13 protein-coding genes are annotated in these 13,761 nt (G+C 62.8%); 6 read left to right on the top strand and 7 right to left on the bottom strand.

Annotated elements, in window-relative coordinates; genetic code table 11:
• The first annotated feature begins 2 nt into the window (after positions 1–2).
• From FQ664_RS01915 to FQ664_RS01905, 3 genes are all read left to right on the top strand, one after another.
• Positions 3–968 (top strand): L-carnitine dehydrogenase, encoded by a 966-nt coding sequence (locus FQ664_RS01915; RefSeq protein WP_144170204.1) that lies wholly within the window; start codon positions 3–5, stop codon positions 966–968.
• 10 nt (positions 969–978) lie between these two features.
• Complete coding sequence (locus FQ664_RS01910; RefSeq protein WP_144170203.1) at positions 979–1,455, top strand: thioesterase family protein; 477 nt, start codon at positions 979–981, stop codon at positions 1,453–1,455.
• A 292-nt stretch (positions 1,456–1,747) separates the two neighbouring features.
• Positions 1,748–2,005, top strand: coding sequence for a hypothetical protein (locus FQ664_RS01905; protein WP_046614493.1), 258 nt, complete (start codon positions 1,748–1,750; stop codon positions 2,003–2,005).
• Between the two features lie 134 nt (positions 2,006–2,139).
• Here FQ664_RS01905 and gbdR read toward each other — a convergent pair whose 3' ends face one another.
• Both gbdR and FQ664_RS01895 read right to left on the bottom strand, forming a co-directional pair.
• The gene (gene gbdR / locus FQ664_RS01900) at positions 2,140–3,246 is read right to left on the bottom strand and encodes a choline metabolism transcriptional regulator GbdR (RefSeq protein WP_144170202.1); all 1,107 of its coding nucleotides are present in this window, start codon (positions 3,244–3,246) and stop codon (positions 2,140–2,142) included.
• Between the two features lie 519 nt (positions 3,247–3,765).
• On the bottom strand, positions 3,766–5,142 hold the full coding sequence (locus tag FQ664_RS01895; RefSeq protein ID WP_144170201.1) for an L-serine ammonia-lyase: 1,377 nt from the start codon (positions 5,140–5,142) through the stop codon (positions 3,766–3,768).
• A gap of 452 nt (positions 5,143–5,594) precedes the next feature.
• On the opposite strand from FQ664_RS01895, the gene FQ664_RS01890 reads away from it, so the two are divergent.
• The 3 genes from FQ664_RS01890 (at position 5,595) to choV (ending at position 8,647) form a co-directional block, all read left to right on the top strand.
• The gene (locus FQ664_RS01890; protein WP_144170200.1) at positions 5,595–6,542 is read left to right on the top strand and encodes a choline ABC transporter substrate-binding protein; all 948 of its coding nucleotides are present in this window, start codon (positions 5,595–5,597) and stop codon (positions 6,540–6,542) included.
• A gap of 81 nt (positions 6,543–6,623) precedes the next feature.
• Positions 6,624–7,472 carry a choline ABC transporter permease subunit gene (gene choW / locus FQ664_RS01885; RefSeq protein WP_178090941.1) on the top strand — a complete coding sequence of 283 codons (849 nt, stop codon included), beginning with the start codon at positions 6,624–6,626 and terminating at the stop codon, positions 7,470–7,472.
• The gene (choV, locus tag FQ664_RS01880; RefSeq protein WP_144170198.1) at positions 7,469–8,647 is read left to right on the top strand and encodes a choline ABC transporter ATP-binding protein; all 1,179 of its coding nucleotides are present in this window, start codon (positions 7,469–7,471) and stop codon (positions 8,645–8,647) included. Before choW ends, choV begins: the two co-directional genes overlap by 4 nt.
• 135 nt (positions 8,648–8,782) lie before the next feature.
• Here the strand turns inward: choV and hisF are convergent, their stop codons facing one another.
• From hisF to FQ664_RS01855, 5 genes are all read right to left on the bottom strand, one after another.
• Positions 8,783–9,553, bottom strand: coding sequence for an imidazole glycerol phosphate synthase subunit HisF (gene hisF, locus FQ664_RS01875; protein WP_013970495.1), 771 nt, complete (start codon positions 9,551–9,553; stop codon positions 8,783–8,785).
• 10 nt (positions 9,554–9,563) lie between these two features.
• Positions 9,564–10,301, bottom strand: a complete 738-nt coding sequence (gene hisA, locus FQ664_RS01870; RefSeq protein WP_003257484.1) for a 1-(5-phosphoribosyl)-5-[(5-phosphoribosylamino)methylideneamino]imidazole-4-carboxamide isomerase — start codon at positions 10,299–10,301, stop codon at positions 9,564–9,566.
• 70 nt (positions 10,302–10,371) lie between these two features.
• Complete coding sequence (gene hisH / locus FQ664_RS01865) at positions 10,372–11,010, bottom strand: imidazole glycerol phosphate synthase subunit HisH (RefSeq protein ID WP_144170197.1); 639 nt, start codon at positions 11,008–11,010, stop codon at positions 10,372–10,374.
• Complete coding sequence (hisB, locus tag FQ664_RS01860) at positions 11,011–11,604, bottom strand: imidazoleglycerol-phosphate dehydratase HisB (protein ID WP_003255736.1); 594 nt, start codon at positions 11,602–11,604, stop codon at positions 11,011–11,013.
• 293 nt (positions 11,605–11,897) lie between these two features.
• Complete coding sequence (locus tag FQ664_RS01855) at positions 11,898–13,559, bottom strand: OFA family MFS transporter (protein WP_144170196.1); 1,662 nt, start codon at positions 13,557–13,559, stop codon at positions 11,898–11,900.
• Between the last annotated feature and the right edge of the window lie 202 nt (positions 13,560–13,761).

The raw sequence follows: 13,761 nt of genomic DNA, 5'->3' as shown, positions 1-13,761 counted from the left end.
ATATGCCTTTCATCACCGAGATCAAGACCTTCGCCGCCCTGGGTAGTGGCGTGATCGGCAGCGGCTGGGTCGCCCGCGCCCTGGCCCATGGCCTGGACGTGGTCGCCTGGGACCCGGCGCCGGGCGCCGAACAGGCCTTGCGCAAGCGCATCGCCAACGCCTGGCCGGCACTGGAAAAGCAAGGCCTGGCGCCTGGCGCATCACAGGACCGCCTGAAGTTCGTCGCCACCATCGAGGAATGCGTCCGCGATGCCGACTTCATCCAGGAAAGCGCGCCAGAGCGCCTGGACCTGAAACTCGACCTGCACGCAAAGATCAGCGCTGCCGCCAAACCCGACGCGATCATCGGTTCCAGCACTTCGGGTTTGCTGCCCAGCGAGTTCTACGAGTCGGCCAGCCACCCAGAACGCTGCGTGGTCGGCCACCCGTTCAACCCGGTGTACCTGCTGCCGCTGGTGGAAATCGTCGGCGGCAAGCGCACCGCCCCCGAGGCCATCGAAGCCGCCAAGGCCATCTACACCGCCCTGGGCATGCGCCCGCTTCACGTGCGCAAGGAAGTGCCCGGGTTCATCGCCGACCGCCTGCTCGAAGCCCTGTGGCGCGAGGCCCTGCACCTGGTCAACGACGGCGTGGCCAGCACCGGCGAGATCGACGACGCCATCCGCTTCGGCGCCGGCCTGCGCTGGTCGTTCATGGGTACGTTCCTCACCTATACCCTGGCCGGTGGTGATGCCGGCATGCGCCACTTCATGGCCCAGTTCGGCCCGGCACTGAAGCTGCCGTGGACCTACCTGCCGGCACCGGAGCTGACCGACAAGCTGATCGACGATGTGGTCGAAGGCACCGCGGAACAACTGGGCGAACGCAGCATCGCCGCACTGGAGCGCTATCGTGATGACACCCTGCTGGCAGTGCTGGAAGCGGTGAAGACCAGCAAGGCCAGCCACGGCATGGCTTTCGGCGATTGAGGAGACCGTGATGCCCGCACTGATCACCTACCGCACCCCAGTCCAGGAGGACTGGGTCGACTACAACGGGCATCTGCGCGATGCCTTCTACCTGCTGATTTTCAGCTATGCCACCGATGCGCTGATGGAGCGCATCGGCCTGGATGCCGACAGCCGTGGGCAGAGCGGTAATTCGCTGTTTACCCTGGAGGCACACATCAACTACCTGCACGAAGTGAAGCTGGGCACCGAGGTGTGGGTGCAGACGCAGATCATCGGCTTCGACCGCAAGCGCCTGCATGTCTACCACAGCCTGCACCGGGCGGGGTTCGACGAGGTGCTGGCGGCCAGTGAGCAGATGCTGCTGCATGTAGACCTGGCGGGGCCGAAGTCGGCGCCGTTCAGTGAGCGAAGTAATGAACTGCTGCAGGGGCTGGTGGACGAGCAACAGGGGCTGCCGCCGGCTGAGTACCTGGGCCGGGTGATAGCCCTGCCTACGCCAAACTGAGCAGTTCCCACAGGCTATGTATTCAGGCAAAAAAATAACCCCGGAAAGCCGTGAGCATCCGGGGCCAAGAGCGAGCAACATCCACTGTGCACAAACACGGGTGACCAAACCCTGCGCTGTGGTAGATGGCTTGAGTGTGCGCACTTCCCGGCAGGTGGATTTAGCCGTAAACGACCTGTTCTTAGCCAAAGCAGCCATGGCGCCATTCTGTTGTTGCGGGCATGTCGCCGGCGTCACAGAATCGGTCGTAAATCACAGCAGCACTCTCTTAGCGATAAAAGGGACAACAGCCATGATGCATGCGGATTTGATTGACCAGGACGATCTGGCAGGCCACCTGCGCGCGCGCGGGTTCGAGATTCCGGCCGGGGCTACTGCCGAGCAGGCCTGCGAAGCGGTAGTGCGTGGGCTGACCGAGCCCAATGCGCGGGCGCTGAAGGGGATGGTGGAGCAGATGTATACCGGTAGCGCGACGATTCTGCCGGCGGTGCGCCAGGCCATCGACAAGCAGCTGTTGCCAGCGTTGGCGCAATTCAACAAGCGCGCCTGACCGATTTTCCTGTACTGGCCTCTTCGCGGCGGTTCGACGCCTCGATAAACCCGCTCCCACAGGTACTGCACTGAACTCAAAAGCAGTGCAGTACCTGTGGGAGCGGGTTTACCCGCGAAGAGGCCAGTGCCGTTTCAGAGCCTTACACTGGCAAAGGTCGACTCGTTGCGCGCCTGGCTCAGGGCCGCCATCGGCCCGCTGTGCGGCGACAGGGTCATGGCCTGCGGGATCGGCATCATCGCTACCTGCTGCGCGGTGTTGGAACCCACGCGCTCGTCACGCGGCGGAATGCCGAAGTACTCGCGGTAGCACTTGGAGAAGTGCGGGGTAGACACAAAGCCGCACACCGACGCCACTTCGATGATCGACATCGGTGTCTGCTTCAGCAACTGCCGGGCGCGGATCAGGCGCAGCTTCAGGTAGTAACGCGACGGCGAACAGTGCAGGTACTTCTGGAACAGGCGTTCGAGCTGGCGGCGCGATACCGACACGTATACCGCCAGTTCGTCCAGATCGATCGGCTCTTCGAGGTTGGCCTCCATCAGCGCGACGATTTCCTGCAGCTTCGGCTGGTTGGTGCCAAGCATGTGCTTGAGCGGTACGCGCTGGTGATCCTGTTCGTTGCGGATGCGCTCGTAGACGAACATTTCGGAGATCGCCGCCGACAGCTCACGGCCGTGGTCGCGGCTGATCAGGTGCAGCATCATATCCAGCGGCGCAGTGCCGCCAGAGCTGGTGAAGCGGTTACGGTCGAGGGTGAACAGGCGGGTGCTCATGTTGACCCGCGGGTAGGCCTCCTGCATGGCCGCCAGGCATTCCCAGTGCACGCTGCAATCGAAACCATCCAGCAGCCCGGCACAGGCCAAGGCCCAGCTACCGGTGCATACCGCGCCCAGGCGGCGCGACTGCCGGGCCTGGCTTTGCAACCAGGTGACATGTTCGCGGGTGACGCTGCGCTGGATACCCACACCGCCGCAGACAATCACGGTATCGATGGGGGGCGCACTGTGCATCGCGGCGTCAGGGGTTATCTGCAAGCCATCGCTGGCCCACACCTGCCCACCATCGGCGGTGAGGGTGTGCCAGCGGTACAGCTCACGGCCGGACAGCTGGTTGGCCATGCGCAGCGGCTCGACGGCCGACGCCAGGGAAATCAGGGTGAAATTGTCCAATAGGAGAAACCCGATGGACTGGGGGGCTGTGCGGTTCTGGGTTGGGTTCCCGGAGGTGTACGACGTCATCGCGATTTCTCCTCACACAAATGCAGGGGTGTGCCTCAGGCGAGCACTGATTCTTGTTATGTATGGCCCCGGGTTCATGTGCAGGGGCGCTTTGGTGCCAATTTCAACGCAAACGCCGTGCCTGAAATTGAACGGCCATCCAAAAAAACCTGAAAGCGACGCCTTTGTTCGGCAAATCAGGTGCTTGGATCGCGTGGGCCAATCTTCGTAAAACGGGCGTGCTAGGCGCCGTGCGTGTAACGGCTGAGCAATTTGGTGACACGCGCAGTGTAGGATGCCCAGAAACGACACTCTTGAGTGTCACCGACAATGCCCACACTGATAGCGACACCCGACGATCGGTATGCGTCGCGTTGCACCATAAAGAGGCATTGGTGGCTGTGCTGCACCTGCGTCAAACTCAAGGGCCTCTTCGCGGGTGAACCCGCTCCCACAAGTACAGCACCGCGAGTAAGAGCAACGCAGTACCTGTGGGAGCGGGTTCACCCGCGAAGAGGCCCTTGAGGTCGGATCAAGCTATCAGCACTCGATCGCGCTGACCGCCAGGCCACCACGCGAGGTCTCTTTGTACTTGTCGTGCATGTCGGCCCCGGTATCGCGCATGGTGCGGATTACCTGGTCGAGGGAAATGAAGTGCTCGCCATCACCACGCAGGGCCATCTGCACCGCGTTGATGGCTTTTACCGCGGCAATCGCGTTGCGCTCGATGCACGGCACCTGCACCAACCCGCCGACTGGGTCGCAGGTCAGGCCCAAGTTGTGCTCCAGGGCAATTTCCGCAGCGTTTTCCAGCTGCGGCGGGGTTGCTCCCAGTACTTGTGCAAGGCCGGCAGCGGCCATGGCACAGGCCGAACCAACCTCACCCTGGCAGCCTACTTCGGCGCCGGAAATGGACGCGTTCTTCTTGCACAGGATGCCGACCGCCGCAGCGCTCAGGAAGAAGTCGGTCACACTCGACTCGTCCACCGCATCGCTGAAGCGCATGTAGTAATGCAGTACCGCCGGGATGATACCCGCCGCGCCGTTGGTCGGCGCGGTGACCATGCGCCCGCCGGCGGCGTTTTCTTCGTTGACCGCCAGGGCGAACAGATTGACCCACTCCATGGCGCTCATGGTCGAGCCGATCACGTTGGGCTTGCCGATTTCCTGAAGGCTGCGGTGCAGCTTGGCGGCGCGACGGCGCACGTTCAGCCCGCCGGGCAGCGTGCCCTCGTACTTCAGGCCGTTGTTGACGCACTCCTGCATGGCTTCCCAAAGCTTGCGCAGGCCAGCGTGAATCTCTTCTTCGCTACGCCAGACCTTTTCGTTAGCCATCATCAATTGCGACACGCTGAGGTCGTTTTGCTTGCACAGCTGCAGCAATTCGGCTGCGCTGTTGAAGTCATATGGCAGCACCGTCTGGTCGGCGTCCAGCACACCACTGGCCGCCTGCGCGGCATCGACCACGAAGCCGCCACCCACCGAGTAGTAGGTGTCGCGGTGCAACTCGCCCCGCTCGCCTTCGGCAATCAAGGTCATGGCGTTGGGGTGGTACGGCAGGTTCTCGTCCAGCAACAGCATGTCGCGGGCCCAGATGAACTGGATAGGCAGGCGCCCGTCCAGCTTCAGGGTATTGGTTTCGCGCAGGTCAGCGATCCGCGGCCCGATCTGGGTCGGGTCGATGGCGTCAGGCCAGTCGCCCATCAGTCCCATGATGGTGGCGTTGTCGGTGCCGTGGCCGACACCGGTGGCCGACAGCGAGCCATACAGGCGCACCTCGATCCGCTTTACCTGCTCCAGTTCGCCGCGCTCACGCAGCCCCTGGACGAACAGGGCGCCAGCACGCATGGGGCCGACGGTGTGGGAGCTGGAAGGCCCGACACCGATCTTGAACAGGTCGAACACGCTGATGGCCATTGTCGAATCACCTCTTGCTGGGCTTGTCTCTGCGCGCCATGCGCAGGGCGCGGCAGCTGCTAGGCTGAAGCAGCAGGCCGCCTTGAATGCACGCATCATCGGGCTTTTACCGCCCCCCTCGCCGTCTGCAACCGACGTACTTTTGTCCAGCAGCGCCGCGCTGTTTTTACCTAAGGAGCTGCCTCGCCAGGCCGTTTTCCAGCGGACTGGTGACGCAAAAATGCGGCCGAGGGGGTGGAAAAATCCATAAGCGACATCGCCCATACTGGATACGACCCGTTCCGTACTGGTTACGACCCCACCAGTAGGCGATTGCCCGGCGCTGGAGGATTATCGAAAGCGACTCGTAAAGCACGGCCACGCATCCTGCCCTCTGCAGGCCTTGTCGACCGGACACCCAGAAAGCCCGGCGACCACGCGAACCCGAAGACAAAATCCACAGGAGTCCATCCATGAAAGGTTCACTCTCGCTGTTGCTGGTTGCGATGCTGACCGCGCCCGTGCTGGCCCAGGCAGCCGAGCCCGAGCAGTGTAAGACGGTCAGGTTCTCGGATGTCGGCTGGACCGACATCACGGTCACCACTGCGACCACCAGCGTTGTGCTCGAAGCACTGGGTTACAAGACCCACACCACCATGATCTCGGTACCGGTGACCTACAAGTCGCTGGCCACCGGCAAGGACCTGGACGTGTTTCTCGGCAACTGGATGCCGACCATGGAGAACGACATCAAGCAGTACCGCGACGCCGGCACTGTAGAAACCGTGCGCGCCAACCTGGAAAACGCCAAATACACCCTGGCCGTGCCCCAGGCACTGTATGACAAGGGCCTGAAGGATTTCAGCGACATTGCCAAGTTCAAGCAGGAACTGGACGGCAAGATCTACGGCATCGAGCCCGGCAACGATGGCAACCGCACCATCCAGAGCATGATCGACAAGAACGCCTTCGGCCTGAAGGACGCCGGCTTCAAGATCGTCCAGTCCAGCGAGGCCGGCATGCTGTCGCAGGTCGACCGCGCGCAGAAACGCGGCGAGGCCCTGGTGTTCCTGGGCTGGGAACCGCACCCGATGAATACCCGCTTCAAGATGCAGTACCTGACCGGCGGGGACGAGTACTTCGGCCCCGACTTCGGCAAGGCGACCGTATTGACCAACACCCGCAAGGGCTATGCGCAGGAATGCAGCAACGTTGGCCAGCTGTTGAAGAACCTGTCGTTCGAGCTCAAGGATGAAAGCACCATGATGGGCTATGTCCTGGACGACAAGATGAAACCCGAGGCGGCTGCCAAGAAGTGGCTCAAGGACAACCCTGGCAAGCTGGATGCCTGGCTGGCCGGCGTCACCACCGTTGATGGCAAACCCGGCCTTGAGGCGGCCAAGGCCAAGCTGACGCAATAACGAAATACGCAATAGCGCTACCTCGGGGCAGGTCCGTGTCTGCCCCGGGTTGATTTCAATCTATGCAGGTGGAAGCTCGCTATCATGCTCATCGATCAGAAAATACCCCTGGGCCAGTACATCGCGTCGTTCGTCGAGTGGCTGACCCAGAACGGCGCGAGTTACTTCGACGCCATCGCGCAAGGCCTGGAGTTCATGATCCATGGCGTCACCAGTGCCCTGACTTTCTTCAATCCGTTCGTGCTCATCGCGCTGTTCGCCGCCTTGGCGCATTTAATCCAGCGCAAGTGGGCGCTGACCGCATTCGTTGCCCTGTCGTTCCTGCTGATCCTCAACCTGGGTTACTGGCAGGAAACCATGGAAACCCTGGCGCAGGTCACCTTCGCCACGGTGGTATGCGTGGCCATCGGCGTGCCACTGGGCATCGTCGCCGCGCACAAACCGATGTTCTATACCGCCATGCGCCCGGTACTCGACCTGATGCAGACGGTACCTACCTTCGTCTACCTGATCCCCACCCTGACCCTGTTCGGCCTGGGTGTGGTGCCGGGGCTGATCTCGACGGTGGTGTTCGCCATCGCCGCGCCGATCCGCCTCACCTACCTGGGCATCTGCGACGTCCCGCAGGAACTGATGGACGCCGGCAAGGCCTTTGGCTGCTCGCGGCGCCAGCTGCTCACCCGTATCGAACTGCCGCACGCGATGCCGAGCATCGCCGCCGGCGTTACCCAGTGCATCATGCTGTCGCTGTCGATGGTGGTGATTGCCGCCCTGGTCGGTGCTGACGGCCTGGGCAAACCTGTGGTCAACGCACTGAACACCGCCGATATTTCCCTGGGCTTCGAAGCGGGCCTGGCGATCGTGCTGCTGGCGATCATGCTCGACCGTATCTGCAAGCAACCGGACCTGCCGGTAAGGGGTGAAGCATGAGCATCATTCGTTTCGAAGACGTCGACGTCATCTTCTCCAACAAGCCGCGCGAGGCGCTGGCGCTGCTCGACCAGGGCAAGACCCGCGAGCAGATCCTCAAGCAGACCGGCCTGGTGGTAGGCGTCGAGAAGGCCAACCTGGACATCCAGAAGGGCGAGATCTGTGTGCTGATGGGCTTGTCCGGTTCCGGCAAGTCGAGTTTGCTGCGCTGCATCAACGGCCTCAACACCGTCAGCCGCGGCAAGCTGTTCGTCGAGCACGAAGGCAAGCACATCGACATTGCCCACTGCACCCCGGCCGAGCTGAAGATGATGCGCACCAAGCGCATTGCCATGGTGTTCCAGAAGTTCGCCCTGATGCCCTGGCTGACGGTGCGCGAGAACATCAGCTTTGGCCTGGAAATGCAGGGTCGCCCCGAGAAGGAACGGCGCAAGCTGGTTGACGAGAAGCTTGAGCTGGTGGGCCTGACCCAGTGGCGCAACAAGAAGCCGGACGAGCTGTCTGGCGGCATGCAGCAGCGCGTGGGCCTGGCCCGGGCGCTGGCGATGGATGCCGACATCCTGCTGATGGACGAACCGTTCTCGGCCCTGGACCCGCTGATCCGCCAAGGCCTGCAAGACGAGCTGCTTGGCCTGCAGGCCAAGCTGAGCAAGACCATCGTGTTCGTCAGCCACGACCTGGACGAGGCGCTGAAGCTGGGTAGCCGCATCGCGATCATGAAGGACGGGCGGATCATCCAGTACAGCAAGCCGGAAGAGATCGTGCTCAACCCGGCCGACGAGTATGTGCGCACCTTCGTCGCCCATACCAACCCGCTGAACGTGCTGTGCGGGCGCAGCCTGATGCGCAGCCTGGACAACTGCAAGCGGGTGAATGGCTCGGTGTGCATCGATCCCGGCATCGACTCGTGGCTGGACCTTGGCGAAGGTGGCTCGATCAAGCGCGCACGCCAAGGGCAGAACGGGCTTGACCTGCAGAACTGGGCACCAGGGCAGGATGTGGAGCTGCTGGGCCGCCGCCCAACGTTGGTAAATGCCGATATCGGCATGCGCGACGCGCTACAGATTCGTTACCAGACCGGCAACAAGCTGGTGTTGCAGGACAACGACAAGGTGGTGGGGATTCTTGGGGATACCGAGCTGTATCACGCCTTGCTCGGCAAGAATCACGGTTGATGCAATTGGGGCCGCGTTGCGGCCCATCGCCGGCAAGCCAGCTCCCACAGGGACAGCGCAGGCCCTGAGCCTTGTGCCGTCCCTGTGGGAGCTGGCTTGCCGGCGATGGGCTGCAAAGCAGCCCCAATCAATCGATCAGCGAACGACGATCCCGCGCGAAGCCATGTAGGCCTTGGCCTCCGGCACGGTGTATTCGCCAAAGTGGAAGATACTGGCCGCCAGCACCGCACTGGCATGCCCTTCCAGAATGCCGTCAGCCAGATGCTGCAGGTTACCCACCCCGCCCGAGGCAATCACCGGAATACCCAGCGCATCACTGATCGCACGGGTAACCCCCAGGTCGAAGCCGTTCTTCATGCCGTCCTGGTCCATGCTGGTCAGCAGGATCTCGCCAGCCCCCAGGCCTTCCATCTTCTTCGCCCATTCAACGGCATCCAGCCCGGTCGGCTTGCGCCCGCCGTGGGTGAAAATCTCCCAACGCGGCTCCTCACCCGGGCCGGACACCTTCTTGGCGTCGATGGCGACAACGATGCACTGCGAGCCGAAACGGTCCGCTGCCTCGCCGACAAACTCCGGGTTGAACACCGCGGCGGTGTTGATCGAGACCTTGTCGGCACCGGCATTGAGCAGGTTGCGGATGTCCTGCACGGTGCGCACGCCACCGCCCACGGTCAGCGGGATGAACACCTGGCTGGCCATGCGCTCGACGGTATGCAAGGTGGTGTCGCGGCCATCGACGCTGGCGGTGATGTCGAGGAAGGTGATTTCGTCGGCACCTTGCTCGTCGTAGCGACGGGCGATTTCCACCGGATCTCCGGCATCACGGATGTTCTCGAACTTGACGCCCTTGACCACCCGGCCGTTGTCCACGTCCAGGCAAGGGATGATGCGCTTGGCCAGTGCCATGGTTCAGTCCTCAGCCTTGGTAGTTGTCGCAGAAGGCCTGGGCCTCGGCGACATCGAGGGTGCCTTCGTAGATGGCACGGCCGGTGATGGCGCCGATGATGCCCGGGGCCTTGGCGTCCAGCAGGGCCTTGATGTCACCCAGGTTGTGGATGCCGCCCGAGGCGATCACCGGGATCGAGGTGGCTTCTGCCAGCGCCTTGGTGAACGGTACGTTGCAGCCCTGCATCATGCCGTCCTTGGCGATGTCGGTGTAGACGATCGCCGAAACGCCATCGGCCTCGAAGCGCTTGGCCAGGTCGATGACCTGCACCGAGCTCACTTCAGCCCAGCCGTCGGTGGCGACGAAGCCGTCCTTGGCGTCCAGGCCAACGATGACCTTGCCCGGGAAGGCCTTGCACGCTTCGGCGACGAACTCCGGCTGCTTGACCGCCTTGGTGCCAATGATCACGTAGCTGACGCCAGCCTTGACGTAGTGCTCGATGGTCTCCAGCGAGCGGATGCCGCCGCCGATCTGGATCGGCAGGGTCGGGTAGCGCTTGGCGATGGCAGTGACCACTTCACCGTTGACCGGCTGGCCTTCGAAGGCACCGTTGAGGTCGACCAGGTGCAGGCGGCGGCAGCCACCCTCGACCCACTTGGCGGCCATGCTCACCGGGTCGTCGGAAAATACCGTGGAGTCTTCCATGCGGCCCTGGCGCAGGCGCACGCAGGCACCGTCCTTCAGATCGATAGCGGGGATAATCAGCATGCTTGTTCCTCAGAAAGTCACGAGCTGCAAGCTTGCTTGAGGCTTGCAGCTCGAAGCTTGAAGCTATGGGTTACCAGCGCCCGTCCCAGGCGACGAAGTTCTGCAGCAGCTGCAGGCCATGGGTATGGCTCTTCTCCGGGTGGAACTGCACGGCAAAGCGCGAGCCATCGGCCAGCGCAGCGGCGAAATCGACCCCGTAATGGCCGCGGCCGACCACCTGGCCCGGCTTGCCGGCATTGATGTAATAGCTGTGCACGAAGTAGAACCGCGCACGGTCGGGGATGTCGTGCCACAGCGGGTGGTCGTTGGTCTGGCCGACTTCGTTCCAGCCCATGTGCGGCACCTTCAGGTGCTCGCCGTCTTCTTGCAGGTCTTTGCCGAAGAAACGCACCTGGCCGGGGAACAGGCCGATGCAGTCGACACCGTCGTTTTCTTCGCTGTGGTCAAGCAGTGCCTGCATACCCACGCAGATGCCGAGGAACGGGCGGTCCTGGCTGACTTCGCGCACCAGGCTGTCGAAGCCCAGGCGGCGGATTTCGGCCATGCAGTCGCGAATCGCGCCCACCCCCGGGAACACCACACGGTCGGCTTCGCGGATGACCGCGGCATCACTGGTGACCAGCACTTTACCGGCACCTACGTGCTCGAGCGCCTTGGCCACCGAGTGCAGGTTGCCCATGCCATAGTCGATTACGGCTACCGTCTGCATTTACAGGCACCCTTTGGTGGAAGGCATCTGCCCGGCCATGCGCTCGTCGAGGGTAATGGCCATGCGCAGGGCGCGGCCGAAAGCCTTGAACACGGTCTCGATCTGGTGGTGGGTGTTGTGACCACGCAGGTTGTCGATGTGCAGGGTCACCAGGGCGTGGTTGACGAAGCCCTGGAAGAACTCCTGGAACAGGTCGACATCGAAGCCACCAACGCTGGCGCGGGTGTACGGCACGTGCATCTGCAGGCCCGGGCGACCGGAGAAGTCGATGACCACGCGCGACAGCGCTTCGTCCAGCGGCACGTAGGCGTGGCCGTAGCGGAAGATGCCCTTCTTGTCACCGATGGCCTGGGCGAATGCCATGCCCAGGGTGATGCCGACGTCTTCGACGGTATGGTGATCGTCGATATGCGTGTCACCCTTGCACTCGATATCCAGATCGATCAGCCCATGGCGGGCGATCTGGTCCAGCATGTGTTCAAGGAAAGGCACACCGATATCGAATCGGGCCTTGCCACTGCCATCGAGGTTGATCGAGCACTTGACCTGGGTTTCCAGGGTGTTGCGCTCGACGGAAGCCTTACGTTCAACCATCACCAGCTCCGCAAAATCATTGGGCGAAAAGGTCTTCATTATAGGCCTAGAACGCGCCGGCTTGAAACGCGGATGACATATGGCAAAACGAGGAATTACGCAGGCTGGATACCGTTACAGGTCTATACAACCCGGTAATTTGGGATGGTCTGGGGCTGCTTTGCAGCCCATCGCCGGCAAGCCAGCTCCCACCTGGACCGCGCTGCCCTCAAGGCCTGTGCAGTACCTGTGGGAGCTGGCTTGCCGGCGATAGGGCCGGTACAGCCAGCGAAGTCAGCCGGTTTTACCGCTGATCAATGGAACAGCACCGCCGTCTTCTGCAGGGTAACCCACACCCCCCAGGCCAACGGCACGACCACCACCGCCCAGGCCAACAGCACCAGCGGCAGGCTTCCCGGCGCCGCCTTCCACTCCAGCGACCGCGCCCCGTCGGCGCCCTTGTCATGGCTCAACGCCCGCTCGGCAGCCAGTTCGGCATCGCTCATGAAATGCTTGTCGGCCACCGGTCGCACCAGCATGTTGCAGACAAAGCCCAGCACCAGCAGGCCGGCGAGGATGTACAGGGTCATGTCATAAGCAACTGCACGCTCCACCCCCGCTGCCAACTGATACTCGCGCAGGTAGGTGATCAGCACTGGCCCCAGCACCCCCGCCGCCGCCCAGGCAGTCAGCAGGCGGCCATGAATGGCGCCGACCATCTGCGTGCCGAACAGATCGGCCAGGTAGGCCGGTACCGTGGCAAAACCACCACCGTACATCGACAGAATGATGCAGAACGCCGCCACGAACAGCGCCACGTTACCCAGGTGCCCCATGTTCGGCACCAGGCTGTACAAGCCCACGCCCAGGGCGAAGAAGGCGAAATAGGTGTTCTTGCGGCCAATGTAGTCCGAGAACGACGCCCAGAAGAACCGCCCGCCGATGTTGAACAGGCTCAGCAGGCCGGTGAAACCGGCGGCGATCGCGGCAATCTGCGCCAGCTGGGCGCTGTTCAGCTCGCTGAAGCTCAGCCCGTTGCCCAGCAGCTTGCCGGCGAACACTTCCTGCAGCAACGGCGAAGCCATGCCGAGGATGCCGATACCCGCCGACACGTTCAGGCACAGCACCAGCCAGATCAGGACGAACTGCGGGGTCTTCCAGGCCACGCTGACGTGCACGTGGCGGTCGGTGACCATGGTGTTGCCAGCCTTTTTCAATGGGGCACTCCAGCCTGCGGGCTTCCAGCCGGTCGGCGGCACGCGATACGCCAGGGCACCGGCGGTCATGAACACGAAGTAGATCACCGCCATGACCACGAAGCTCTGCCACACACCCACTTCCTGCGCATTGCCAAAGTGGCCCATCAGCGCGGTGGCCAGCGGTGCACCGACCATGGCCCCACCGCCGAAGCCCATGATCGCCATGCCGGTGGCCATGCCGCGCTTGTCCGGGAACCACTTGATCAGGGTCGACACCGGCGAGATGTAGCCCAGGCCCAGGCCGATACCGCCGATTACCCCGGAGCCCAGCCACATCAGCCACAGCTGGTGGGTTTTCACGCCAATGGCCGAAATCAGCATGCCGCCGCACCAGCACAGTGCCGACACCAGGCCGGCCTTGCGCGGGCCGGCGTGTTCCAGCCAGCCACCCAGCACGGCCGCCGAGCAACCGAGGAAGACGAAGAACAGGGTGTAGATCCAGCTCAGCATGGAGATCGGCCAATCGCATTCGGCGCTGAACATACGGGCCAAGAAGCCCATGTCTGCCGCGCAGGCGACCGGGGCGGTGATGCCGAGGGCCTGCGACAGCGGTAGCCAGAACACCGAGAAGCCATAGGCCATACCGATGCACAGGTGAATGGCCAAGGCGGCTGGCGGGACCAGCCAGCGGTTGAAGCCCGGGCGGGCGATAATGCGCTCCTTCGACAGGAAACCTGGCGCACTGGCCAAGGTCCCCGCCGCGACAGTACTGCTCATGGATCAGATCCTTCTTGTAGGGAGGGTGCAGGCAAAGCGGCGCAAGGGTAGCAGCATCAAGTAGCGTAAAAGCAATCTGATATCGCTCATTTTTGCTCGACTGAAACGGTCATGTTCCCTGTGCCGGCCCTTTCGCGGGTGAACCCGCTCCCACAGGAATAGTGTCGAAACCTGTGGGAGCGGGCTCACCCGCGAAAGGGCC

Origin of the sequence: Pseudomonas persica (assembly GCF_900291015.1) — a bacterium.
Classification (GTDB): Bacteria; Pseudomonadota; Gammaproteobacteria; order Pseudomonadales; family Pseudomonadaceae; genus Aquipseudomonas.
The sequence above is the reverse complement of the archived record's forward strand: the minus strand, read 5'-3'. Positions and strand labels throughout refer to the sequence as shown.